Raw genomic sequence first — 26,369 nt, 5'->3', positions numbered from 1 at the left:
ACGCCCGCTTCTCCACGTAAAGCCTGTATATTTTATTGTGTGCAATTCCCATTTACACAAAATAGTTTATACTCCCAGCGCCCAGCAACTAGGTGACTTTAGAAATACGCCCTACGATAAGTCCTCATTGGTTCGTGCCTCACCATGATTCCTAAAACTTTAGTTGCTTTGCTCCAGTCGCTACGTTGCTAATCGGGCGCTTGCGCCTTTGTTCCTGTTCAAGCATTTTTCTAAAATGCGCAGATCCATCTATGTTTTTGAATAAAACTCCCCGTTTTTGGCTACACTTACTACTAGCTGTTTCATTGATATCTTGTCTATTTTCAAATGGAGATAACAGCTACAAGAAGTTAAAATAGGAGCTACTACTATAAATGCCTGATTAAGCTCAACTAAACACGCGGCACACCTAAATGCAGTTGTCTTTATTGCGTATTTAAGGGCTGGTCTGCCTTTTGATTCCATAAATATCCTAAAACAATCTGAAGTGGAAATGATTATCCATTTAACCAATAAATTTAAACCAACATACTTCTTGGACAGTGCAGAGGAATTAAAATCAGATTTTTGCTATGTATACGTTTAAACGGAAAAAGGTGATTTCGATGGACGTGGAGTCTATATACTTTCAGATATACGAAATGAAGGAAAAACTTGGAAAAATGGAAATGGAGTATTGGCAACTTACTTCAAATATCGATACGTGGTATTTTTGGTTTAACCTTTTTTCCTTTATAGTTCCGCTAATTATTCTATATAAGGTTATTGATCGCGACAAAATATTTGAAGTATCTTTTTATGGTTATTCTATTCATATGATCAGCTCTAAAGTAAATAGTGCGTTAGAGGCTAATAATTTGCTTGTTCACCCACATAGTTTAACATATGTATTTCCAAGTGGCATGACTGTAACAGCAGTCATCTTACCTGTTGCTTATATGTTGGTATATCAGTATTGCACTAATTACAATAGGAACTTTTACATATTCAGCTTTCTGTTAACTATTCTCATTGCATATGGGATAGACTATGTATTTGTGCAAATTGATTATATCAGGTTACACAAAGGAATGAATTTAACCTACTTATTAGTTCTTAATTTTGTGGTAGCATGTCTTTCATACTGGCTGACCTTGTTATTTAAGTGGATGAAGGTCCATACAAAGCAATTGAAAAGGAATAGTAGTTAATATGGACAAGACTAGCGACGCTAGCTAATGCTGGGAGAGTTTTGAACGAGTAAGATATGTATAATAAAATTCGCCTTTGAAAGGTGCCTTAGGCATTATTTCTGAGGATAAACGTTAAGTGAGATACTTTAAGTCTTCTTATTTTGAAAGGATTGTTAAATCCGACTGGAAAATAATTGCAAGCAGATTAGCAAAAATACTAACCTGCTTGTGGTTATCGTTACTTTTTAGAACAATAAGTAACTATTGCTGATTTTCTATTCCTATGTCTGTGTTTTATGGCTTCGGATCCGTTAATCCTTTAATGCTAATTGTTTCTACGAGTGCCGTTTGGTTGTCTCTAATAGTTGCTTCCAGTTCTACTTTATCTCCAGCCTGTAAGAAAACGGCTCTTGGAGATTTTCCTGAATTAACAGTATAAATAATCGGGTCATCTTGAAGCAGAAATTGGACAACTTGTTTTTTATCTTGGGTTGTAACTAACACACGTTCTACTGTACCGTTACGCTTTTCTAAGCTCGCTTCCCCAGTGGATTCCACATTGCTTGGATCTTGCGCCAAGGCGAGTCGGTAAGACTCTAGTGTACTTCTGGCTGTATCTCCAAAAACGACGAAATCAGAGTCAGCTGCTTTAATGTAAGCATAATGCTTGAATAGACCGTTCGGATCCAAAACGTTAACCACCCAAGTGGGATTGCCATCAATATTATAAAGAATTGGCATGGATCCAGTCCATTTCTTTTCAGGAAACTCTTTATTGACGATTTCTTTTGCACCTTTGCTATCCATAATACCATTATTCTGTTCACCATTATAATAGGTCAGTTTACCTGTTCGTGCATTGATAAGGGTGTAACCTAAAGCGGAGTCGATATTTTCTTTTGGCGAAGACATGTCTGTAAAGTAATACATGTGGCCATTCTCATCGAATAAAGGCGTTACGCTCGATTCTGTTCCTGATTCATTAGGTATTTTTACATCTTTTTTACCGAAGATAGAATTGAGCCATCCGTGAACGTATTTTCCGAAATATTCATTTTCCTCTGAAGCCATTTCGGAGCTGATCGACCCTTCAATGAATTTAGGCGCTTTATCTGATTTATATAGTTTCACATCCCCAGTAACTGGGTCAACAACTGCAGCGTGTAGATTTTGCATATTAGGTTTGTTAGTCCAGCCTATCGGTTTATATAATGTCTGTACATACCATGGTTTTCCTTCCTCATCTACTTCAATTTGGGGTTCCCCATTTTGAATGTAGCTTGGGTAAGCATTGTAGATCGTGCGCGACACTTGATGATTAAAGTAACTGGAATTTGTATATTTCATTTTACTTTTAATAAACTCTGGTTGTGCATTGATATCTGTTGCCGAAATAGTAAAATATCCTTCTGTCTCTTTTCCGCGAAAGTATTTCCAAAATCCGGTAAACTCTACAGGAGCCACAAATACGATATTATTGTTGATTTTTTGTACTTGTAATTTTCCTAGATCGTAGAATTGCGTATTTGGAACAACACTCATCGCTTTTTGCACTTTGTTGCGAGCAAATTCCGGTGATACGACGATTGGTGTAGCATCTTGATCTAATGGCTTTGCTTCTTCAACTTCTTTGGTAGCAATAGACTGATTTGTATCGTCTAAGGAAAGAATACCTAAAATAATAAATCCAGGAATGGCAATGATTGCAAAAAGAATAAGGGCACCTGTAATTGTATCGAAATGCTTCGTTGATTTGGTAAATGGTTTGCTCTTAGTTAATGCGTATAAACTTATCATTCCTGCAGTCCCTATAACAAGGTTGGCAATTGTCATGTTCGGTATGGTAATCGGCGGCATTAGAATATATACAGTAATAACCCCGAGTATAAAGAGCGTTACAAAAACCAGACCGACTGCTCTTACTGTCGTCTTCCGGTATTTCTTGTTTTGAATAATAAAAAATACAGCAATGACAGCATATAAAATAAATGAAAGTATCGTCGTTGTTAAAATTCCCGTCATGTTTTCACTCCTAATTATAAACTTTACTTTTAATACGAGAATTGTAAACGAAAAGTTTCAATTAAATACGTATGGATTTTCAAATGATAGAGTAAAGATTACAATGGAGGGTGAAAGTGTAAGAAAGGTGGGAACTTTATGCAATCGATCTATAGCGATGTAATACAGTACCGGGGGAGACACTATGATTTTGGTTACAAGCAAGGAATAGATTTAAAGAATTCGTATATATTAGAAAATAGGAAAAAACAATGGAAGATTAGACAACCGAGATTTATTATCAAAGAAGATGAAGTGAAGCGAATGATTCAACCGATCGCTCCTGGGATTTGGGAAGAGCTGTGTGGACTAATGGACGCACTTCAGTGGGATATGGAGGAAATACTACAAGAGTTTGGCGGATATCGACTAGCATATCAAAAAAGTGGTTGCTCCATTTTCACGAATTCAGACTATATGATTCGCAACTATGATTATCATCCTAAGACATACGAAGGTCGCTATACGGTTTTTCAACCGACTGATCAAGGCTATGCGACGATTGCGCCGTCCCAGCGTATAACTGGCAGGATGGACGGCATGAATGAACACGGGTTAACCATTGGTTATAATTTTATTCATCGTCGACATCCGAAAGATGGGTTTATTTGTAATATGATAGCCAGAATAGTTCTTGAAAATTGTAAAGATGCGGAGCAGGCTATTGTTTTATTACAAGAAATTCCACATCGCCATTCTTTCAGTTATGTTTTATTGGATAAAAATGGGGAAACCTATATTATAGAAGCTTCTCCCCGAGCTGTAAAAATACGTACAGGACAAGTCTGTACCAATCATTTTGAACATTTAACCGAAGAAAATCGGCATCATTTGGCAGATTCCCAGCGTAGGCAGCAGACGATTCAGGACAATAAAGGACAAATTACGAATGCGTATGACGCTTTTAGACTGATGAATGATTCGAAGCGGGGAGTTTTTTCCACAAAATATAAGCAGTGGGCTGGGACGATTCATACATCGGGTTACTTCCCGAAGCAATTAAAAGCTTGGTTTGCGTTAGGAGGCGACAGAGAGCCGATTATTTTTGATTTCAATGAATGGCTAAAGGGAAAAGAATTTTCCATTCAGCGTGTCATCGGTAAAGTAGATACTTCATTACCGTTTGTTCATATGGAAAAAATGTGAGTTTAACGCTGTTGTTTAGCTGTTTTTTTAAGACTAATAAGTTTTAAAAGGTAAATTAAAGGGAATTTTATTTAGGACTTTCTTTTTTTGCTACAGTTGTAATATACTCTAATGGAACATCATTATAGGAGGTAGTCTAATGAAGCTTTTTCAAGTGAGAAAAGGGCAGTTTGTTTTTTATCGAAATGAATTGCACCAAGTGTATTCAGTAAAACCGATGTTTAAGAAATCTGTGCATTTATATCGTTTAAAGGACATGCAGCAGATATTAACGAAAGCAAGCGAAATTGAATTATGTCGTCCACAGCATAATGATACATTCATTTTTTATGGTAAACGATATACCATCGATAAACATAAACGACCAGAGCCAGGTGATTATATTTTAATCATCAAGCCAGCGCCGGATTTTCTTGATCACTATTCACTGAATGCGATTGAAAAAGTTGATAGTGTAGAGGATGGAAACGTAGTTACTACCAGAGATAATGGTGTAAAGCATAGTGAGTATGTTGTGATGGTTCCGGGTAGATCAGAAGCTAGCCGGGAAATTGCATATTACGATAAAAGTTTGGTTCCTGAGGAGCAACAAATCCAAGATGAATCGATCACCTATTTAGCTGAAAGTGATACGAATCTAAAACCTGCTGTCGGGGATATATATATTGATGTAAATAAAGAAACGAAAGCAATGATTGTTGCGATGACGGAGGATGAAGTCATTTTTGGACATGGCGTGCGTATACATGTGGTAGATTTATTAAATGAAGAAAAGTATAAATTAGTTTATCGGTTTGAAGAAGATTTGTAATGGATAGCTAGCTCTACAGAAAGGTGCTAAAAAGGTGCTTTCGTAGGGTTAGCTATTTTAATTTGTCTTCGAGCTAAAGTTCCAGTTTCGCTCTTATGGAAAGTTTGCTCAAGCTTAGTAGCTCGAATAGTTATTTTAAATAGCTGATTTATTAAAAAAATGTGAAATTAATCACGAAAAGCTTGTATAATCGCTTCCACCATTGTTATACTAAACATGTGTATGTAATACTATAATTGCTTTGATTCAAATAGGGAGCAGGTATATAGAGCCTAGTTTAAATGATCAACGGCAAGGCTAATGCATTTGCTTTTCTTTCGTATGGATGGCTTTTGCAGAGCCTGTGTATCCTTATCTTGAATTGCTAGCAGAAGGGGCGATGACAAATGTCAGAGATTATTTTTATTTCACCAAGTAAGTATATTCAAGGAAAAGATGCTTTAAAGAGCCTAGGAAAGCATGTCATGCCAATTAGTCAGAAACCATTAATTTTGTCTGATGATGTAGTATGGGAGATTACGAAAGAAACCATTGAAACAAGTATGAAAGAAGAGAACCTAGCTTATCACTATGTTCCATTTAATGGAGAAGCTTCTATAGCGGAAATCGACAGAGTTGTCAAAGTAGGAAAAGAAGCAAGCGTTGATGCCGTAATAGGTGTAGGTGGTGGGAAGACATTAGACACTGCTAAAGCAATCGCTGATGGCTTAGAAGTAAGCGTTATTATTGTTCCAACAACAGCATCTACGGACGCACCTACAAGTGCTTTATCGGTTATTTATAGTGATGAAGGTGTATTTGAATCATATAAATTTTACGATAAAAACCCAGACTTAGTGCTGGTTGACACAGCAGTTGTAGCTAAAGCTCCAGCAAGACTATTTGCTTCCGGGATTGCGGACGCAATGGCTACGTGGGTAGAAGCAAGAGCGACACTAAAAAGTAATGGCGAGGCTATGGCTGGTGGAAAACCAAGTATTGCCGCAAAGGCAATCGCCAAAGAATGTGAGAAAACATTATTTGCGTATGGCGAGGCAGCGTTTCAAGCTGTTAAAAAAGGTATTGTAACCAAGCACGTGGAAGCTGTTGTCGAAGCAAATACATTGTTATCTGGACTAGGCTTTGAAAGTGGCGGATTAGCTGGAGCGCATGCTATTCATAATGGCTTTACTGTACTGGATGGAGATATTCATCATTTAACACACGGAGAAAAAGTAGCCTATGGCACATTAGTACAGCTTGTTTTGGAACTGCATCCAAAAGAGGAATTACAAAAATACATTGATTTTTATAAGAAATTAGGTTTACCGACGACATTAAAAGAAATGCATTTGGATAATGCATCATACGAAGACTTGCTTCGTGTTGGAGCGGCTGCTACACAAGAAGGCGAGACGATGAGCAACTTATCTAATGATGTGACTGCAGACGATGTTGCAGCTGCTATTCTTGCTGTGAATCAATTAAGCAATGAATAGGCTAAGGTTGAGAAAATAAAAATAAACTGACCAACCTTTCTCTACAAGTGGTTAGTATAGTTTGATACTAGTTGTTAGAGAAAGATTTTTGGCCGGTCTTTTTCTCTGCATCTAAGTACTGTAAGATTACTTTTTGCGTAGGATTTTTTTGCTACACCAAAATTTAAGCAGGAGCTAACTGCATATACGCATTATATTTACGATCATACCCTAGGGATGTTAATAATCCCTAGGGTATGATACTTTCTCGGATTGAAAATAGCTAGTTCGTATTTTTAGAGTGATCGTCTATTAATGTTTCCTCATCTGGATAACATTTTGCAAGTTGAATTTTTTTATACGAATGGATAAAGCAAACCAGCCATTTAAAATTAAAAAACTAAGCTAGAAGGTGGGCGGGCAGAGGTAACGGACGAGGTTTTATTTATATATGGATGTCTGTTTTAATTTATCCCGCTTCTTCTTTGTTCCCTTCCTATTTTATAAATGATTGAAACATTTTGCGTATGCAGACCGTATTTAGTAGCTGAGAAGGAGGAAACACGGTGAAATCAGTTCTTTTAGGTCCAACAAAGTCTACCAAATTTATGATAACTATTGTTCTAATTGGTTTAGGAATTATCCTTGGGTACTTTGCCATTGCCATAGTCGAGTGGATTATAAACATTGATTTTTTACCGTTTCAAGATGAACTTCAATTTATTCACAAAATAATTGAGAAGTTAAACGATTTATTTGCAAGTCGGGCTGCTCTTTTTTTAGCCCTTATAGGGGGAATAATAGGTTTAATTGTAGCCATGAGGATAAATAAACGCTTATTAGTAATTAGCGTCACTAAAGATTATATCGATTTTAAAAAAGGAGCAAATATTAGTCAAATTCTTGCTTCAAATGTTAACGGAATTTTTGTTGAAGAGGACGAGCTCGTCGTTTTAGATGAAAAAGGAAATGAATTATTTCGAAATCCGCTTTATACAAGTAATAACTTGTTAAAAAGCACTTTATTAGATTATGGTTATCCTTGGTTTGATAAAGATCCTTATTTATTTGAATATCAGGAATGGCTATTAAGTGATACTAACCTACCTTCCTATATCCATACGCTATTAAAGGTTCGTCGTCATGCATTAGAACTGGGAAATGATGAAGAAGCTGATATGATTAGGGAAGAACTAAAGCATTTAGGGATCATTCTTCGTGATAAAGATGAAAAACAATATTGGAGGGGCGTTATAAAAGAAGAGGATCAATAATAAATACATATAGGTAAGGAATAGATACTAAAGGTGATGTTAAAGGTGATGTGTTTGTGTACAGCTAAACATAATCGAAATATGGAGAAAGATAGTAACTCCAATCCATAAAAAGTAGAGGGATTTTCCTCTTGCTTTTTTCCTGTGTAGGAACCTATAAAATGATGTGCTTATGGATAACCGACATAGAGGAAGACTTACCTACTGCTTCATTGTCGAGTAACGATGTGGCTTCCGCAATCGCACTAAGATAAGTCATCATCGGTTCGTGGTTAAGAGGAAGCCGACTAAAAACGGGCTTGTCGCTCAGGCGTCGGCTACTCCTGTTGCAGGAGCATGTTTCCTATCCTAAAACTTTATTACATCGTGTATAGTATTAGAAAAATTAACAGTCGTCCCTTTATGCAACATTTTATCTATGACTCCAACATTTGAGCTGCTTTGTACCCAAGGATATTAACAGGATCCTTAGGACTCGAATATGGAGGGGCGTAAGCGAGCTCTATTTCTTGCAAATCAAACACAGTAAGCTTCCCTTTAATAGCAGTTGAAAGAATAGCCAACCGTTTATCAGCACCTGCATACCCTACGACCTGACCTCCATAAATTCGCCCGTTATGGGCATCGAATAAAATTTTAATCCATAGTTTAGCTGTAGAAGGGAAATAATTTGCGTTCGATAATGTTTCGATTTTCGCCTCTTTACAAGGGATACCTTTTGCTTCTAGTTCGATACGATTAGCTCCAGTTGCTCCAATTGTCATCTCAAAAAGTCGTAAAACACTGGACCCTAGCGTTCCTTGATATTTGATAGGTTGCCCATGTAAATGGCTAGCAATGATAAACGCCTGCCGATGGGCTGGCCAAGCTAATGCGATATTTCTCGGTTCTCCAGTTATCCAATCGGTTGTTTCCACAGCATCTCCTAAAGCATAAATGGCAGGATCATCCGTTTGCATATATTCATTTACGATAATTGCACCAGTTTTTCCAATAGATAAACCCGCATTTTGTGCTAGTTGAACGTTTGGCTGAATACCTACAGCCATTATCGTCATATCCGCATCGACTTTTTTCCCACTAGCTAGCTGTAATGTTTTACCTTCATTAGTAAACTCTTTCAATCCATTATTAAGCAGCAATTGGACTCGCTTTTTGTTTATATATTCATGAACAAATTCAGCCATATCTGGATCAAGCGGATTCATCACTTGATCAGAGCGGTCAATTAAGGTACATTTCAGTCCTTTTGCATGTAAATTTTCCAGCATTTCTAATCCGATGAAGCCGCCACCTACAATAGCAGCAGATTTTGGGTGTTGTTCTTTGATGTATGCAGCTATTTTATCCATGTCGGCTATGGTGTGTAGAGAAAATGTTCGTGTCTGATCTATTCCTGAGATCGGTGGCGTTACTGCAGTTGCGCCAGGTGATAAAATGAGTTGATCATATGTCTCTGTATACTGTTTTGATCCAGTAAAGTAGGTAATAGCTTTTTGCTCTCGCTGAATTGCTGTTACCTCCGTTTTTGTTCTTATCTGAACATCATATTTCTCGGCAAATTCCTCTTTTGGATATAAAATTTGCTCACGGTCCTTTACTATATTTCCTAAGTAATATGGCATGCCGCAATTAGAAAAAGCGACATAATCATCCTTATCAAAAATAGTAATGGTTGCATCTTTGTTTTTTCTACGTATTTGTGCTGCTACTGTAGCCCCTCCGCCAACTCCACCAACAATGAGGATTTTCTGTGCCATTAAAACACTCCTTTACTTTCTCATTTTTTTAAGTGCGATACAATCAGCTTTCATGCTCTGTTTAAAGCAGAATGGAATTGAAGTTATAATGGTGCAAAAGATGATGGTTACTTGAGAAGAGGTTGCTACAGTTACTTTACCCTATAAAAAACATTTAAAACAGTCTGTGCAATCCAAGTACAATTTCTAAAACACTAACTATTGTAAAGCCTAATTAAGAGATCTAACGTTCAGTGCTAAACCCTACAAAAAGCCGAGGGAACCTAGAAAAACAATAATAATTGTTAATGGAGCGAGCCAACGAAGCAATTGATACCAAGCCTTATACACGGTATCTCCTAGTTCATTTCCATAACCGAACTCCTGCTTAATGAGTTGTTTATCCATTTTAAAGCCAACAAATAATGCAATAAATAGGCAACCTCCTGGTAACATAATATTACTGACTAGAAAATCAGAGGCATCGAAAAAGGTTTTTCCGAAAATAGTCAAATCAGATAGACTGCTGGTAGAAAGTGCTGCTGGTATTCCAGTAAAGAATACAAGCAAACCTGCAACTAAAGCTGTTGTACGTCGCGAACGTTGCTTTTTCGCGGTAACTGCTGCAGTAACAATTTCTAGCATACTAAACGAAGAGGTTAATACAGCAAATAAAAACAGCAATAGAAATAAGCTTAAAAATAGTTCTCCAAACGGCATTTGCGCAAAAGCTTCTGGTAAGACGATAAATAATAGTCCTGGACCTTCTGTAGGCTCTAAACCAAAGGCGAATACCACTGGGAAGATAGCTAGCCCTGCAAGTAAAGAGACAAATATATTCATAATGGATACAGAAGCTGCTGACATTGGCAGGCTAACATCTTTTTTTAAGTAAGAGCTATACGTAACCATTACAGAAACACCAACAGCCAAAGAGAAAAAGGACTGTCCGAGCGCATAAAGGATGTTTTCGGTATTTAATTTTGAAAAATCGGGTTGTAGAAAGAACTGTAGCCCTTCCATTGCTCCATCAAATGTAATCGAACGAATAACAAGAATAATGAAAAAGATAAACAATAATGGCATTAAAATCTTGCTCGTTTTTTCAATTCCATCCTTCACACCAAACGATACAACAACCACATTGATCATAATAAATAAGAAGTGTCCTAAAATAGTTAAGAAAGGACTCCCCGTAATAGTTGCGAACAGATCTGCATAATTAGTTTCGTTGCCGATAATCATTCCTGGGATGGATAACAGGCTATAGGTGAGCACCCATCCGCCGACGACACTATAGAAAGACATTAATAAAAAAGCCCCTGCGACACCCCAATGTCCAATAAATCTCCATAGACTCCGTTTGGGAGCTAATGTTTGGTATGCAGAAATAGCTTCTTTTTGTGCGCCTCGGCCAATAATAAACTCAGCAATTAATATCGGTAAGCCAATAATGATTGTAAAAGCGATAAATAATAAGAAAAAGGCGCCCCCGCCATTTTCTCCTGTCATATATGGGAATTTCCAAATAGCTCCAAGGCCAATGGCAGCCCCAGCTGAGGAGAGAATAAATCCAATTTTACTTGCCCATTGTTCCGGTTTGTTTTGCATAAAAAGTCTGTCTTCCTTTCAAGTGGGTTTATGATACTGAGTAAATAAGAAAACAGAGAGGAGTTTACCTCTCTTGGCTTGTAAATTATGTTTTACTTTATTTCTATTGTTCATAAAAGTCAAGTCATTTTTGTAGGATTTCTTTGCCACCATATCTTCAATAGGAATACTAGTTAAGATTCATCCTACCTATAGGGGGATGTAACACCTCACTTTAGGAGTTGGGATAATATAATCTGCACCTCCATAAGTAAGTGGAAGATAATATATTTCTCAAGCCCTATCATTATAAACAGAAGTTTGAATGATACGATGGAGCTACTAATAATAAAACTCACTGATTCATTTTAACGGATTTTTTAAAGAGATGGAAGTCCTCCATAGGTGTTTTCCGTTTAACTTCTGTATGAACGATGCCAAATGCCATAATTCATAGCTGTAGATGATATAATTAGGAGTTGCCATCATCTAGATTTTCAGACGGTAACTTCGTCACCCTGCACCATCAGGGGGAAAAAATCTGAATACAGTTTCCTTCATATTTTACTGCGTATTTCCCATAATTCTGGGAAAAAGTAGTGTTCAAGCACCTTTTTTAAATAATGAACGCCCGAGGATCCTCCTGTACCGATTTTGAAGCCAATAATACGTTCGACTGTTTTCATATGCCTGAATCGCCATTGCTGAAACCAATCTTCGATATCTACTAGTTTTTCAGCAAGCTGGTATAATTCCCAGTATTTATTTGTATTATGATAGACAGTTAACCAAGCTTGTTCCACAGAAGTATCTTTTTCATACGTTTTCGAAAAGTCACGTTGCAAAATGTCCGAGTTAATGAGTAATCCATGCTCTGCCAATGCTTGAATAGCTACATCATAAAGACCAGGTGCATCATAAGCCTCCTTTAGTGTATGATAAACTTCTGGATTTTTTTCATATATTTTTAAAATATACGGAGTTTTGTAGCCAAGCACAAATTCGACAAGCCGATATTGGTAAGATTGAAATCCGGAGGCATTGCCAAGGCTTTCTCTAAATTCCATGTACTCTGCTGGCGTTAAAGTGGATAAAACGTCCCATGCTTGAATGATTTGTGATTGCGTTTTGGAAACTCGAGCAAGCATTTTAAACGATGCTTGAAAATTTCCTTGTTGAATGGATGAAATCGCTGCTTGAATTTCATGAATAATCAGCTTGAGCCAAAGCTCACTTACTTGGTGGATAATGATAAACAGCATTTCATCATGATGATCGGACAGTCGCTTTTGACTAGTTAATAATGTCTCTAATTGCAAATAATCCCCATAGGTCATTTTTTCCTTGAAGTTGGTATAGATACCGTCTTCTGAATCAAAAACCTGACTTTTTTTATCTGTCATTACCCATTCCCCCTTTTTTGAGTGGGCGAATAACTGCTCGGACGGGGCTTGCATCAGCACCTTGGATGGATAAAGGAAGGGCAATAAGTTCATATTCACCAACTGGAACCCTATCTAGCATCACGTTTTCCAGAATATAAATTCCATGGGCAGCTAAAGCATGATGAGTGGCTAAGTCCTTACTATCTGGCGCATCAACGGAAGGCATATCTACACCTAGTAGCTGAACCCCTTTTGCTTGTAAAAAGGGTGCAATATTTGGATCTAAATAAGGAAGTTTAACTGGGAAACGATTCGGTTCATTTTCCAAGCTTGTGTGTAATAAAACTCTTTTCGTACTTTTAGACCAATCCATTGCTGCTAAAACTTGCGCATTGATTGTTTCGGTATCACTTACATCAATAACAACAGCTCTTCCAATATATGGTTCAATTGATAATTGACCCACCGTTTTCCCTGTAGCTGAAAAATGATATGGGGCATCAATATGTGTACCAATATGTAAACTCGTATGTATATTTCCAATATTAACAGATTTGGTTTCTTCAATGGAAGCTGTAAGCTGATATTGAAACGGCGTATCTCCAGGCCAATGCGCAATCTGAGGTGACAGTGGCTGTGAAATATCTATCCAGTTAGCCATTTAGGCAATCACTCCTCGTTTATTTTCATACACTTTATAGCTCTCCTCTTTCATAATTGACTGAAGCAGCTGAACCATTTGCCACACTTCCGTATACGTATTGTACAAAGCGACAGGTGCTAAACGAATACCATTTGGTTTGCGGAAATCCGGGATGACGCCATTTGCTTTCAATGCTTTACAGATGCGGGCAGCTTCTTTATGCTCCAAGTATACATGTCCGCCACGGATAGAATCTGACCGAGGGCTGGCTATTGTAAAGCCATACTCGGGAAGTTCTTTATCAATAAGTTCCATTAAATATGCGGTTAACTGTAATGATTTTTCCCTAATTGCTTCTATCCCTACTTCGGATATCATCTCTAAAGAGCCAAGCAATGGTGCAGCGCTTAATACGTGTGGGGTGCCAATTTGATAAGCGCCAGCATTGTTTGCTGGGGATAAGCTATGTTCCATATCAAATTGTTTCGCTTTGTCAGAGCTGAACCAACCAGCAAGTCCGGGCTTTCTGTTAAAATGTTTTTTATTTACATATAATCCACCAACGCTTCCAGGTCCACCATTTAAATGTTTATACGTACACCAAACAGCAAAATCCACCCCCCAGTCAGATAATTGATGTGGAATTGCGCCAATCGAGTGACATAAATCAAATCCGATTAGAATGTCTCTTTGATGTGCCTCTTTAGTGATTTTTTCCATATCCAAAATTTGTCCACTACGGTAAAGCCCCCCGGGAAGAATGATTAACGCAATTTCTTCTGACATTGCATCTATAATGGCAGAGGTTTGTAATGTATTGCCATCTGTACTTTGAACTTGCACGAGGTGATCGGTTGGATCGAGCCCTTTTAACTGTAATTGACTTTGTAGTGCATAAATATCGGACGGGAAATTTAACTCATCGGCAAGAATCTTGGTTCTTTTTCCTTCTGGTTGAAAGAAACTTGCCGTAAGTTGATGTAAATTCGTTGTTGTAGAGCCAGTAATAATCACTTCTTCCGTACGAGCGCCTATTAACGGTGCTGTCATGGCACCAAGTTTTTCCGATAAATAAAACCACGGATGCTCCCCCTCTGTCCAACCATTGATCCCATGTTGTTTCCAAGAACCCAATAAGTTGTGTATTGCCGCTTCTGCTCTAGTGGATAGCAGACCTAAAGAATTGCCATCAAGATAGATCTGATCGCGAGTAATGTAGAATTCTTGGCGGTACTTGCTTAATGGATCTTGGTTATCGAGTCGTCTTGCTTCGCTAATATCCGTTTTCACCTTTCTCCCTCCATCGTAAAAAAATGCTTACGTATTATTTTACCAAATTTCTGTATGTTTTGGATTTTTCTAATGAATTTTTTTAAAAAAATAATGAGCAACATAAATGACAGTTATGAAACATTGGGTTATAAAATAAAATAGAATAATATTAGAAATTCTTAAACAAAGGTGCAGAGCGTCCAGCAACGTAGCGACTGGAGCGAATCAACTAAAGTTTTAGGATTCATGCTCCTGCAACAGGAGTATGCCGACGCCTGAGCGGCAAGCCCGTTTTTAGTCGGCCCTCCTCTTTGTAACGAACCGATGATGACTTATCGTAGGGCAATGGTGGGAAGTCGCCTAGTTGCTGGGCGCTTAAGCCGGACGTGGCTATTCCGTTATATCGGTATCCCAAATATTAAACTTTAAAAAGGAGGGAGAGTTGCTTGGTGTTTTTAAATATCCAAAAATTTAAGCTAAAATTATATCTAGTATAAAAGGAAGGAGAATTTAAATGGAAGAGACAGTCTGGTCATTAATCCCGCCAATTATAGCAATTGTTATGGTTTTATTAACGAAGCGCGTACTATTGTCATTGGGAGTTGGTATTCTCACTGCCGCATTATTCCTAGGAGAGTTTCAGGTTGGAGATACGTTAACGCTCGTTTGGGAGGCGTTTAAGGGGGTGTTTGTTGTAGATGGCGCATTGGAAACGTGGAATATTTTTATCTTGCTGTTTGTCCTAATGCTCGGTATGCTAACAGCGTTAGTAACTATGATGGGCGGAACACGTTCATTTGCAGAATGGATGATTCGCAGAATAAAAACAAGAACTGGAGCACAACTGATGACGGTTCTATTTGGAATCATTATTTTTGTAGACGACTATTTTAATAGTTTAACGGTGGGACAAATTGCTAAGCCGCTTACGGATAAGCAACGCATTTCACGGGCAAAACTTGCTTATCTAGTCGATTCAACTTCAGCACCAGTCAGTGTAGTTGCTCCCGTATCCAGCTGGGGAGCTTATATTATTGGTATTATTGGTACTGTGTTAGCAACACATCAGGTAACCGAATACGGTGCTTTTCAAGCATTTATGCAAATGATTCCAATGAATTACTACGTTTGGGCAGCTCTAGGTCTTGTCGTTGTTATTGCAATCAAACAAATTGATTTTGGACCGATGAAAGTACACGAAGAGCGAGCACTGGAAACAGGGGAAGTGTTAAATCCAGAACATAAAGAAACGATAGATGTAGCCTCAAAGCTGCCAATTAGTAATATTAGTAAAAGGCGTGATTTACTCCTTCCGATGGCTACATTATTTATCGCTACGATTATCGCTATCTTTGTGGACGGTTTACGTAAAGTAGAGGGGGAAAAAACATGGATTAATATATTAGGAAGTGCGGATGTATCGTTAGCGTTATTCATTGGTGGTAGTATAGGCATGGTACTTACGGTGACCTTGTTTTATCAGCATATTCGCGCAGGAAAACTTTCTTACAAAAATTTTATAACCGGCGCTAAAATAGGAGCGAAATCAATGATGCCAGCTTTTGGTATTTTAATTTTTGCTTGGGCAATTGCAGCATTAATTAGCCAACTCGGCACCGGTGTTTATTTGGCGAGTGTTGTCGAAGCAGCCAACTTAAGTTTTTATCTCCTTCCGTTAATCGTATTTTTAATGGCTGGGTTTATTGCATTCTCCACAGGGACATCTTGGGGGGCGTTTGGTATTTTGCTTCCTATTGCTGGGGAAATAGCAGCGACAACAGATGTAACATTACTCTTACCGATATTGGCCGCAGTATTAGCAGGTGCTGTTTTCGGTGATCATTGTTCTCCGATCTCTGATACGACAATTTTGTCATCAACTGGTTCTAGCTGCCATCATATTGATCATGTGACTACGCAAATTCCTTATGCGCTTTTAGCTGCCTGTATAGCTGGTTTGGGGTATATGGTGTTTGGGTTTACGGAAAGTGTTTTGTTAGGCTTAACCATGGTCTTTATTAGCCTCATTGGGTTATTTATTGGGATGCGAAAGAGGAAGGTCACTAAAATGTAAACAGAACCATTACAATATACTGAAAATTAATATTAAAAATAATTTCAGTATATTGCTAATTAGTGGAACATACTTTATACTGTTAGTAAATAAATGAAATATCATTTCGTCTAATGAAATCTATAGGGAGGAATACAATGGATTTTGTATCTGAGAAGGTGAAAAATCTCCCCCCATATTTATTTTCTCAGTTTCAGCAACGAAAAGAACAACTTAAACAAAAGGGCGTAGACGTGATTGATTTAGGAATCGGTTCTCCGGATTTACCAACACCGGCATTTATTTGTGAAGAATTGAAGGAGCAAGTGAACAATCTGCAAAACCATCGATATTCTCCTTACAGCGGGTGTGATGAATTTAAGCAGGCGGTGGCATCTTTTTATGCAAAACGATACCAGGTTACTCTTGACCCCAACACAGAAGTTCTTGCGTTAATTGGTTCCAAAGAAGGGATAGCGAACTTAATCCAAGCCGTTATAAATCCAATGGATAAAGTGTTGGTTCCAGATCCAGGCTATCCAGCTTACCAAAAAGGGGTACATTTGGCGGGTGGGGTAAGTGTATCATTACCGCTTGATGCTAATAATCAGTACGCACCTTTATTTAATCAAATTTCTGAACAAGACGCATTAGCTGCGAAATTAATGTTCCTTAATTACCCGAACAATCCGACTGCTGCGTATGGAGAATGGGGAACTTATTTGGAAGCGGTTTCTTTTTGTCGGCGATACAATATTTTACTCGCACATGATGCAGCTTATGACCTTGTAACCTTTGGCGATTATAAAGCTCCGAGCGCTTTACAAATTTCAGGTGCCAAAGACTTTGTTGTTGAATTAGGGTCATTATCCAAAAGCTTTAACATGGCAGGGTGGAGGATCGGGTATATCGTCGGGAATAAGGAGGTTATCGCTGCACTATCCACTTTAAAAAGCAATATCGACACCTGTCAGTTTATGCCAATTCAAAAGGCAGCAGCAAAGGCGTTACAAAGTGATTTAACTGCTGTAAAGGAGAATAATCTTATTTATGAACAACGGATGGAAAAACTGCATACTGCTTTAGGGAAATTGGGGCTCCACGCTGAAAAACCAAAAGGCACGTTATATCTTTGGGTGCAAGTGCCTAGAGAAGAAAGTTCTCTTACATTTGCTAACCGGTTACTAGAAGAAACGGGCATTATGGTGACGCCTGGAACGGCGTTTGGAGCAAATGGGGAAGGATTTATTCGGATTTCTTTATCGACACATGCGGAACGTTTAGATGAAGTCGTTCGCCGTTTGAGCAAATTGGATGTAAAGAGGTGACAAGGTGGAAATGAGCCATAAAATAGAAACTGCTGCACAGGCAATTATTCATTGCTTAAGGCAAGCACAAGTCGAAAAAGTGTTTTGTGTTCCAGGTGAGAGCTATTTACCGGTTCTAGATGCTTTATATGATACCTCATCTATTCAAGTCATCTCAGCACGTCATGAAGGTGGTGCTGCGTTTATGGCTGAAGCGTATGCAAAATCCGCTTTAAAGCCTGGAATTGTGATGGCAACAAGGGGAGTAGGTGCAACAAATTTATCGATTGGTGTGCATACAGCATATCAAGATTCTACGCCAATGGTCGTATTCTTGGGGCAGGTTCATCGCAAATTTATTGGCAAAGAAGGATTTCAAGAGGTGGATTTGGAGCATTATTTTCAACCTATCGCCAAGTGGTCCGTGGAATTAACAGATGCAGGTCGCACGGTAGAGATCGTCCAACGAGCATTTCATATTTCGATTTCCGGTAGACCTGGACCCGTAATTATTTCTTTACCAGAAGATGTATTGCATCAAGAAACAATTATAGCGTCTCCACAAACGCCACTAAGACCAACACCAGCACCCTCGGCAACAGAAGTGAAAAAAGTGGAGATGATGTTAAATCATGCACAGCGGCCTGTCATTATAGCTGGGGGTGGGGTGAAGAGTGCACAAGCAGAGGTAACGTTGAAGCATGTTGCAGAACTGTATCATTTGCCAGTTTTAACCGCGTTTCGAAGGCATGATATTTTCCCAAATGATCATTTACTTTACGCTGGTCATTTAGGGTTAGGTTCACCGAAGTCCGTATTAAAAACAGTGCAACAGGCAGATGTTATATTAGCTTTTGGTACACGACTATCAGAAGTTACTACCCAAGACTATTCACTTCTATCTGCAGATCAACAACTTATCCACATTGATATTGATTACAACAGTATTGGGAAAAGCTATTTTCCTGACGTTGCCATAGTGGCTGATATGAAAGAAGCGCTTTTGCAATTACAAACGATGAAATTAACTCCAAACTGGGAAAGATGGGCTTCTGCATGCAATGCACGTTATATTCATGCAAGTAGAATCGATGAGACAGAACCTACACATATGAATACAGAAATTATTTCCTATTTATTAACAACATTACCAGATAATGCAATTATTACAAATGATGCTGGCAATTTCGCTGGTTGGATTCATCAGTATTATACTTTTACACAGCCTCACACCTATGTTGGACCAACATCAGGTGCGATGGGATATGGATTACCGGCTGCGATAGGGGCTAAGCTTGCTTTTCCAAATCGGGTGGTTGTCGGATTTGCTGGAGACGGCGGTTTTATGATGACTTGTCAAGAATTGGAAACTGCTGTTCGCTATAATATTCCAGTCATATGTCTCGTTTTTAATAATAAGATGTATGGGACGATTCGCATGCACCAAGAAATGCACTATCCACATAAAGTGATAGCTACGGATTTAGGCGAGGTTTGCTTCAAGGATTTAGCCATAAGTATGGGGGCGCTTGGTTATCGCGTAACAACGATGCAGGAGTTTAAGGTTGCTTTTGCCGAAAGCTATCAAGCAAAAAAGCCAGCTGTAATTGAAATAATGAGTGACCCGGAACAAATATCTGTGTCACAGACAATTACAGACATCCGCGATCGTAAAAATTATAAAAAATAAAGTAGGAGGAGATTTGGTATGACAACGATTTTACAAACAGATAAGCTGAAAAATTTTATTGCTGGAGAATGGCAGGAAGCAAATCCAACAGTGGCTGTTCATAACCCTGCTACGAGTGAGGAGATCGTACATGTGCCTTTGTCAGGGAAAAAAGAAGTTGACCAGGCAGTGGCTGCAGCGAAGCAAGCACAAAAAGAATGGGCATTGGTCCCTGCACCACAGCGGGCTGAGGTTTTATATGAAGTAGGTAATATCATGAAGGAACGAAAGGAAAGACTGTCGCAGTTATTAACGATGGAGAATGGAAAAGTGTTGGAAGAAGCAAGAGGCGAAGTGCAGGAAGGCATTGATATGGCCTTTTATATGGCAGGAGAAGGACGCAGGTTATTTGGGCAAACAACGCCAGCAGAATTAAAAGATAAATTCGCGATGAGCCAACGCTGTCCTGTTGGCGTAGTGGGCATTATTACACCGTGGAATTTCCCAATAGCGATTGCAACATGGAAGTCGTTTCCTGCTATCGTTGCCGGTAATGCTGTCGTTTGGAAGCCAGCTACAGAAACCCCAATCATGGCGTATGAATTGGCAAAAATATTTACCGAAGCAGGTTTACCGAAAGGGGTGCTTAATGTCGTCTTTGGCAGTGGCGCTTCCGTAGGTGATGCTATGGTTCATCATGACGATATTCGCGTGATTTCCTTTACGGGATCAAACGATACAGGCAGGGATATTGCAGCTGCATGTGGTCGACAATTAAAGAAAGTATCTTTGGAAATGGGCGGTAAAAATGCGGTGATTGTGATGGAAGATGCTGATTTAGATTTGGCGGCAGAAGGGATTATTTGGAGTGCTTTTGGAACAAGCGGGCAACGTTGTACAGCATGTAGTCGGGTGATTGTTCATGAGCATGTAAAAGAGCAGCTGGAGGAACGTTTACTTGTGAAACTGGAGGAATTAACGATTGGAAATGGATTGGATGAATCCATTAAGATTGGACCAATTATTAATCGTGCTGGATTAGAAAAAATTAAAAAATACGTCCAGATTGGCAAAGAAGATGGAGCTACGTTACTAGCGGGTGGCGAAGAATGGAAAACAAATGGTGAGCTCAAAGGCTACTTTTTCACACCAACAATATTTACTGATGCCAATGCTACGATGCGCATTGCACGAGAGGAAATATTCGGTCCTGTCGTTTCATTAATTCCAGTAAAGGATTTCGAGGAAGCGATTGAAGTAAATAATCAGGTATCATATGGCCTATCAAGTTCGATTTTTACGAATGACGTGAATCGAGTATTTCGCGCACAGCGTGATTTAGATACAGGAATTGTTTATGTTAATGCCGGAACAACCGGGGCAGAAATACATCTTCCGTTTGGAGGGACAAAAGGAACCGGAAACGGTCACCGAGATTCAGGTGTGCAAGCACTGGATGTATTCACAGAATGGAAAGCAATCTATGTTGATTATAGTGGTAAACTACAGCGTGCCCAAATTGATATCGAATAACGCGAACGAGATCAAGGTGGTTTAACAAAGGACAAACGAAAGTGTATTATGAATGGTTTTCCTAAGGCACACGTGGTCAGTGGAGATAAGCTCCATCGCCTTTAGGGAAACATTTGTCAAGTTATCCTGACGTGTTATTAGGCTTAGTTTTAGAAAAAGGAGTGAATGGAGTGAAGATAGGTGTTTTAGGAGCTGGACTAATGGGAAAGGAAGCTGCCAGAGATTTGGTGGCTAGCGAAGAAGTAACCGCAGTTGGATTAGCGGATATTGATTTAGCAAGAGCAAGCAATATTTGTACTCAATTGCAGTCTGTCAAGCTAACCCCATATCAAGTAAACGCAGCAGACGTTGTGGAATTAGCAAATTATATGAGGAAATTCGATGTGATTATTAATGCGCTGTTTTATTCATTCAATGAAGTAGTTGCTAAAACAGCTATAAAGGTAGGCGTTCATGCAGTGGATTTAGGTGGCCATATTGGGCACATGACTGATAAAGTGCTAGCACTACATAAAAAAGCACAAGGCGCCGGTGTTACATTAATTCCTGATTTAGGTGTAGCTCCAGGCATGATAAATATTTTATCAGGTTATGGAGCTAGCAAGCTGGATAAGCCGAAAGAAATCAAATTGTACGTTGGTGGTATTCCTGTAAAACCTGAACCTCCATTGGAGTATAATCATGTATTTTCCATGGAGGGTGTATTTGATCATTATACAGATTCATCACTCATTATTCGAAATGGGATGAAACAGGAAGTTCCTTCTTTATCTGAGGTGGAAGTGATTCATTTTGACAGATTTGGTCCATTGGAAGCTTTTCATACTTCAGGGGGAACTTCAACGCTCTCTATTTCTTATCCGGAATTAGAAACATTAGAATACAAAACCATTCGTTACCCAGGGCATGCGAAAAAGTTTAAGCTGCTTGTTGACTTGAATTTAACAAAAGCTAATTATCACGTCGATGTGAACGGGCGTACCATTTGCCCTCGTGATGTATTATTAAAAGTTTTAGACCCGATTGTTGATTTAGGTGATAAGGAGGATGCTGTATTATTACGGGTAGTTGTTGCCGGCAAGAAAGCGGACATGGAAACGTCCTACACGTACGAAATGACAACTTATAAAGATCTACAAACAAACGTCACTGCCATGGCCAGAGCTACAGCCAATACAATTTCCATCGTTGCACAAATGATTGCCAGTAAAAAGATTGATAGAAAAGGAGTCTATCCGCCTGAACAAATTGTTCCAGGGGATTCCTATATAGAGGAAATGGCAAAGCGTGGTGTGTATATTTCAGAACGAGAGCAAGTTAATGAACAGGATACGGTTTATTCTTATACAAAAGGGTATTGAGTGCCTTTGGTAAATCGGTCATGTAACGAGCATGTTCATAACCAGTTGGATAAAAGTGATGATGGTATTTTTCAGTGGTGGTCTATCCACCACTGAATCGCTATAAATTAATTCAGTTGCTTACACCTTAAAGCTGTATTCGCTGACTATGATGATAAAGGTGCACTTTTTTCGCATGTAATGGTCGTATAACATTCTCGGATTACTAATTTTTAGCACATGAATAGGTAGAGAAGGAACAAAGGGAGATCAATTTATGAATCAAAGTGTTCTAAAAGCATTAACATTACTAGATCTATTTCAGGAAGATATAGACACATTATCCCTTAAAGAAATAGCTGAACAGGCTGGGATGCCGAAACCGACAACGTATCGATTACTTACTGCTTTAGAACAAAAGGGATATGTATCGAGAGTGAAGAGTGGAGAAGGCGGAAAATACCGCTTAGGATTAAAGCTATTAGAATTAGGTAGTTTAGTAGCGAACCGAATAGAAATAAGAGAGATAGCCTTACCATATATGCAGGCTTTGGCTAAAGATTTAAATGAAGTGGTTCACTTGGTGATTGTTAATCGGGAACAAGCGACATATATTGAGAAAGTGGAGAGTACGCGTGCTTTACGTCTTTATACGAAGGTTGGCAAAAGCGTTCCTCTTTATCTTGGTTCTGGACCAAAGCTGCTTTTAGCTTATTTACCCGAGGAAAAACAGCACGAAATTGTTCGGCAATCTGAGCTTCGATCGATGCACCGGTTGGTAAAACAAGAAGAACTGCTACAAGAATTGCGGCAGATTAGAGAAAGCGGCTTTGCTTATAGTGTTGGTGAACAGGACGAAGATACAACAGGTGTATCTTATCCTATTTTTAATCACCATAGCCACATGATAGCTGCTCTAGCAATTAGCGGGTTATCTACTCGTTTTTCAGGAGAGAATTTACAAAGGATAAAAGAAAAAACAAAGCGCGCAGCTGATCGAATATCGAAAAAACTTGGCTATCGATCGTGAATACAAAGAAACCAAGAAGGGGGAGAAGAAAAAAGATTTATCCCTCGTGAGGCGCTAGGTCTTTCACTGCTAAGAATTAGAGAATCCATACCTACAACAAGTTTAAGTGGAATATAATAATCTCCAAACGCCTAGTGGATTCATTTAGAAACCTTTAGGTCATGCTGTTATAGCTCTTAATGGCCGTCAGTGAAGGATAATTGAAAACCCCCACTGCTGGAAGCTTCACTTTAAAATAGCTAATCGAAAAAATTGCTACCATTTAATGCCTAATTAGTAGGAGGAGAAGACGTTGAACACTGTTTTTATTGCTGGGCATGCACGTCTACCTTCAGGGATGGCTGCTCAAAGTATTTATGAGACGTTAACGATCACTGCTGAAGTCGATATAAAGTATGGAGTGATCGTTACAGCTGGTTGTACACTAGCTACGGATCATGGAAAGGATTTTGTAAAGCAGTTGCTTCGTGGTCATAGTTTACAAGATGGAATTGACAAACCCGTAGAAATGATTAAAGCGCATTATTTAGGGAAGGCAGGAAATGCACTAGCATCTGCTTTAAAAGATTTATATAAACAATATAAAAGTACGAAGTAAGTATCTAAATGAGTAATTTATTTAAAGACCTTTTGAGCATGCCCTTATAGTGCAATAATCAGCGGGGGAGAAGCCCCGCTGATTGATAGTTTTATTTTTATTCTACCTTTACTTGCCCCATCATACCATTGTCTTCGTGTTCAAGAATATGACAATGAAACATATACACCCCTTTATGCTTAAACTGAATAGCAATTTTCACCTTTTCATCTGGGTGTACGGAGATACTGTCTTTCCACCCCTGCTCATTTTGATTGGGCTGTATACCATCACGGGAAAGAATTTTAAATTGAGCACCGTGAATATGAAAGGGGTGAATCATACCTCCCATCTCGTCTGGCTTATTGTAAATTTCCCATACTTCCGTAACCCCCTGTTTTTGTGTAAAATCAATTCTTTTTGGATCAAATTTCTTTCCGTTTATGGTCACTTTGTCCATCATCCCAAAAAGTTCTATCTTTTTGGTAATAGGCAAGTCCATCTCTTCTTTTGTAATGGAAAAATTGTTCATCTTTTTAGGTGTTTTATTCACCACACCAATTTGATCAGAAATATCAAATGGTAAAAGGATAGAACCATCCTCATTTGTCAGCGCTAATTCATTTTCAGAGGTAAGTTGTGAAAAATCAATAATTATTTCTGCTCGTTCAGAGGGTGTTAACGTCACTTCCTTTAGCTGCACAGGCTTGTTCAGTAGACCTCCATCTGTGGCAATTTGTACAAAAGGATCTCCAGTATTCAGTTTGAAAGTGTAATTTCTCGCATTAGATCCATTCAGTAGGCGCAGACGAACTTGTTCTTTTTTTACAGTTAACTTTGGATTCAACGTTCCATTAATTAATAATGTCTCACCGATTGTACCGTCCTCATTCTTTGCAGCATTATAATTTAACTGTTTTTTACCATCAAATACTTTATCTTGAAAGATTAACGGAATATCATTCTTTCCATATTCATCTGGCAATCCAATACTCGTTGCATTTTTATCATCGATATAAATCAATCCAGCAAGACCATTATAGACTTGTTCAGCAGTTTTCCCTTTTGGATGTGGATGAAACCATAGTGTTGCCGCTTCTTGAGTTACTTTAAAAGTAAGTTGTTTTTCCTTACCTGATTCTATAGAGTTATGTGGTCCGCCGTCTGCATTTCCGGGGACTTCTAATCCGTGCCAATGAAATGTCGTTGGTTCATCCAGCTCATTTATTAATCTGATTTTCACTGTATCTCCTTTTTTAAAACGCAGCATTGGTCCTAAAAAATCGCCGTTATATCCATACGTTTCTGTTTTAGTTCCAGTGAATATTTCGGTTTCCCCTTTTTTGGCGCGAACTGTGTATGCTACTTCTTGTTCACTGTCACTTTCAAGTATGGGAGGGATTTTCAATTCATTTTCCCCAGTTGAATCATTTAAACTTACTACCTCATCATGACTCATATGGTTAGTTTCTGTTTCCGCGTCTGTATCCCCTTGATCCAACTCTTTATCGGGCGGTGGAACGTTATTACTGCAGCCAGTAATTATAAATAGACTTACGACGAATGTGCCTAGCTTCATTTTTATTCCCATTATATCTTCCTCCACTTTTTCGATTATATTTTAAAATATAACAAGGAAATATGGAGAAATAATGCACATTCTATCCTTTATGTAGATGGGAATAAATTTTTATTCAAAACAATAGGAATATTCAATGTAAATATGGTGTACAAAAGCCCTTTATATTTATAGGTATCTGCCCATCTGAAGCCAACGTAAAAAAATAACACGAACAACATATGGCAGGTTTACATCATTTTCCAAAGCTTGAACTTTCAAGCTACATGTATGTAGCAAATGCAAGGAGCACTCGTTAATTTAATAATTCTAAAACCACTTCTGAGATTCTATGTCTTAAGACTAACTGCGCTTTTCGAGCTTTTATATTTAAGTTTGTTAAATCCTCTGCTTGCTCTTCCCACGGTAAACCGGTCTCGTTTTCTAATTTTATTACTTCTTCTTCTATCCAGTCGCTAAAATCTTCATACATTTGTTCAGCCTTTTTTTCTTTTTTAAATGGCTCAGGTACTTGATAATGTAAATTTACAAGATGTTTTTGAAAAACTCTTTCTCCACTTTCACTGGCTATGAAACGGAATTCAACGAGTAATTGTTCTATAAGTTTGTCTGGAAACATTTGCTCATTCAATTTTTGTTCTATGCTTTCTAAGGTAATTCCTCTAAATTTTTTATCATAATACATATTACTTATATATTTTGCTAATTTGTTCATTAAAATCACCTCTATA

General features: G+C 38.4%; 20 protein-coding genes. 12 read left to right on the top strand and 8 right to left on the bottom strand.

The window, feature by feature from the left end; translation table 11 throughout:
- Nucleotides 1-605: 605 nt before the first annotated feature.
- On the top strand, nucleotides 606-1,190 hold the full coding sequence (locus D1839_RS11865) for a hypothetical protein (protein WP_120380122.1): 585 nt from the start codon (nucleotides 606-608) through the stop codon (nucleotides 1,188-1,190).
- 276 nt (nucleotides 1,191-1,466) lie between these two features.
- On the opposite strand, the gene D1839_RS11860 is transcribed toward D1839_RS11865, so the two are convergent.
- On the bottom strand, nucleotides 1,467-3,194 hold the full coding sequence (locus tag D1839_RS11860; protein ID WP_120380121.1) for a DNA-binding protein: 1,728 nt from the start codon (nucleotides 3,192-3,194) through the stop codon (nucleotides 1,467-1,469).
- Nucleotides 3,195-3,332: 138 nt separating this feature from the next.
- Here D1839_RS11860 and D1839_RS11855 point away from each other — a divergent pair, with 138 nt between their 5' ends.
- From D1839_RS11855 to D1839_RS11840, 4 genes are all read left to right on the top strand, one after another.
- The gene (locus D1839_RS11855) at nucleotides 3,333-4,379 is read left to right on the top strand and encodes a C45 family autoproteolytic acyltransferase/hydolase (RefSeq protein ID WP_120380120.1); all 1,047 of its coding nucleotides are present in this window, start codon (nucleotides 3,333-3,335) and stop codon (nucleotides 4,377-4,379) included.
- Nucleotides 4,380-4,518: 139 nt separating this feature from the next.
- Nucleotides 4,519-5,190 carry a hypothetical protein gene (locus D1839_RS11850; RefSeq protein WP_120380119.1) on the top strand — a complete coding sequence of 224 codons (672 nt, stop codon included), beginning with the start codon at nucleotides 4,519-4,521 and terminating at the stop codon, nucleotides 5,188-5,190.
- A gap of 386 nt (nucleotides 5,191-5,576) precedes the next feature.
- The gene (locus D1839_RS11845) at nucleotides 5,577-6,668 is read left to right on the top strand and encodes a glycerol dehydrogenase (RefSeq protein ID WP_120380118.1); all 1,092 of its coding nucleotides are present in this window, start codon (nucleotides 5,577-5,579) and stop codon (nucleotides 6,666-6,668) included.
- 545 nt (nucleotides 6,669-7,213) lie between these two features.
- On the top strand, nucleotides 7,214-7,921 hold the full coding sequence (locus D1839_RS11840) for a YqeB family protein (protein WP_120380117.1): 708 nt from the start codon (nucleotides 7,214-7,216) through the stop codon (nucleotides 7,919-7,921).
- 416 nt (nucleotides 7,922-8,337) lie between these two features.
- On the opposite strand, the gene D1839_RS11835 is transcribed toward D1839_RS11840, so the two are convergent.
- From D1839_RS11835 to kynU, 5 genes are all read right to left on the bottom strand, one after another.
- Nucleotides 8,338-9,681 (bottom strand): CoA-disulfide reductase, encoded by a 1,344-nt coding sequence (locus tag D1839_RS11835; RefSeq protein ID WP_120380116.1) that lies wholly within the window; start codon nucleotides 9,679-9,681, stop codon nucleotides 8,338-8,340.
- Between the two features lie 243 nt (nucleotides 9,682-9,924).
- Entirely contained in the window at nucleotides 9,925-11,271 is a 1,347-nt protein-coding gene (locus D1839_RS11830) for a sodium-dependent transporter (RefSeq protein WP_120380115.1), read from the bottom strand.
- 536 nt (nucleotides 11,272-11,807) lie between these two features.
- Nucleotides 11,808-12,653: a tryptophan 2,3-dioxygenase gene (gene kynA / locus D1839_RS11825; protein ID WP_120380114.1), complete on the bottom strand. Its 846-nt coding sequence runs from the start codon at nucleotides 12,651-12,653 to the stop codon at nucleotides 11,808-11,810.
- On the bottom strand, nucleotides 12,643-13,296 hold the full coding sequence (kynB, locus tag D1839_RS11820) for an arylformamidase (RefSeq protein ID WP_120380113.1): 654 nt from the start codon (nucleotides 13,294-13,296) through the stop codon (nucleotides 12,643-12,645). Before kynB ends, kynA begins: the two co-directional genes overlap by 11 nt.
- Nucleotides 13,297-14,568, bottom strand: coding sequence for a kynureninase (gene kynU, locus D1839_RS11815; protein WP_120380112.1), 1,272 nt, complete (start codon nucleotides 14,566-14,568; stop codon nucleotides 13,297-13,299).
- Nucleotides 14,569-15,064: 496 nt separating this feature from the next.
- Here kynU and D1839_RS11810 point away from each other — a divergent pair, with 496 nt between their 5' ends.
- From D1839_RS11810 to D1839_RS11780, 7 genes are all read left to right on the top strand, one after another.
- Nucleotides 15,065-16,624: a Na+/H+ antiporter NhaC family protein gene (locus D1839_RS11810; RefSeq protein WP_120380111.1), complete on the top strand. Its 1,560-nt coding sequence runs from the start codon at nucleotides 15,065-15,067 to the stop codon at nucleotides 16,622-16,624.
- Nucleotides 16,625-16,761: 137 nt separating this feature from the next.
- Nucleotides 16,762-17,931 carry an aminotransferase class I/II-fold pyridoxal phosphate-dependent enzyme gene (locus D1839_RS11805; protein WP_120380110.1) on the top strand — a complete coding sequence of 390 codons (1,170 nt, stop codon included), beginning with the start codon at nucleotides 16,762-16,764 and terminating at the stop codon, nucleotides 17,929-17,931.
- Nucleotides 17,932-17,941: 10 nt separating this feature from the next.
- Nucleotides 17,942-19,600 carry a thiamine pyrophosphate-dependent enzyme gene (locus D1839_RS11800; protein WP_207667432.1) on the top strand — a complete coding sequence of 553 codons (1,659 nt, stop codon included), beginning with the start codon at nucleotides 17,942-17,944 and terminating at the stop codon, nucleotides 19,598-19,600.
- 18 nt (nucleotides 19,601-19,618) lie between these two features.
- Nucleotides 19,619-21,112 (top strand): aldehyde dehydrogenase family protein, encoded by a 1,494-nt coding sequence (locus D1839_RS11795; protein ID WP_120380108.1) that lies wholly within the window; start codon nucleotides 19,619-19,621, stop codon nucleotides 21,110-21,112.
- Between the two features lie 170 nt (nucleotides 21,113-21,282).
- On the top strand, nucleotides 21,283-22,473 hold the full coding sequence (locus tag D1839_RS11790) for a saccharopine dehydrogenase family protein (protein WP_120380107.1): 1,191 nt from the start codon (nucleotides 21,283-21,285) through the stop codon (nucleotides 22,471-22,473).
- Between the two features lie 256 nt (nucleotides 22,474-22,729).
- Nucleotides 22,730-23,482 (top strand): IclR family transcriptional regulator, encoded by a 753-nt coding sequence (locus tag D1839_RS11785; RefSeq protein WP_120380106.1) that lies wholly within the window; start codon nucleotides 22,730-22,732, stop codon nucleotides 23,480-23,482.
- Nucleotides 23,483-23,774: 292 nt separating this feature from the next.
- Complete coding sequence (locus D1839_RS11780; protein ID WP_120380105.1) at nucleotides 23,775-24,080, top strand: DUF3870 domain-containing protein; 306 nt, start codon at nucleotides 23,775-23,777, stop codon at nucleotides 24,078-24,080.
- Between the two features lie 97 nt (nucleotides 24,081-24,177).
- Here D1839_RS11780 and D1839_RS11775 read toward each other — a convergent pair whose 3' ends face one another.
- A complete protein-coding gene (locus tag D1839_RS11775; RefSeq protein ID WP_120380104.1) occupies nucleotides 24,178-25,650 on the bottom strand; it encodes a multicopper oxidase family protein in 1,473 nt (490 codons plus the stop codon).
- Nucleotides 25,651-25,933: 283 nt separating this feature from the next.
- A complete protein-coding gene (locus D1839_RS11770; protein ID WP_120380103.1) occupies nucleotides 25,934-26,353 on the bottom strand; it encodes a hypothetical protein in 420 nt (139 codons plus the stop codon).
- Nucleotides 26,354-26,369 lie beyond the last annotated feature (16 nt).

Source organism: Roseburia sp. 1XD42-34 (assembly GCF_009917385.1).
Lineage (GTDB): Bacteria > Bacillota > Bacilli > Bacillales > Amphibacillaceae > Virgibacillus.
The sequence above is the reverse complement of the archived record's forward strand: the minus strand, read 5'-3'. Positions and strand labels throughout refer to the sequence as shown.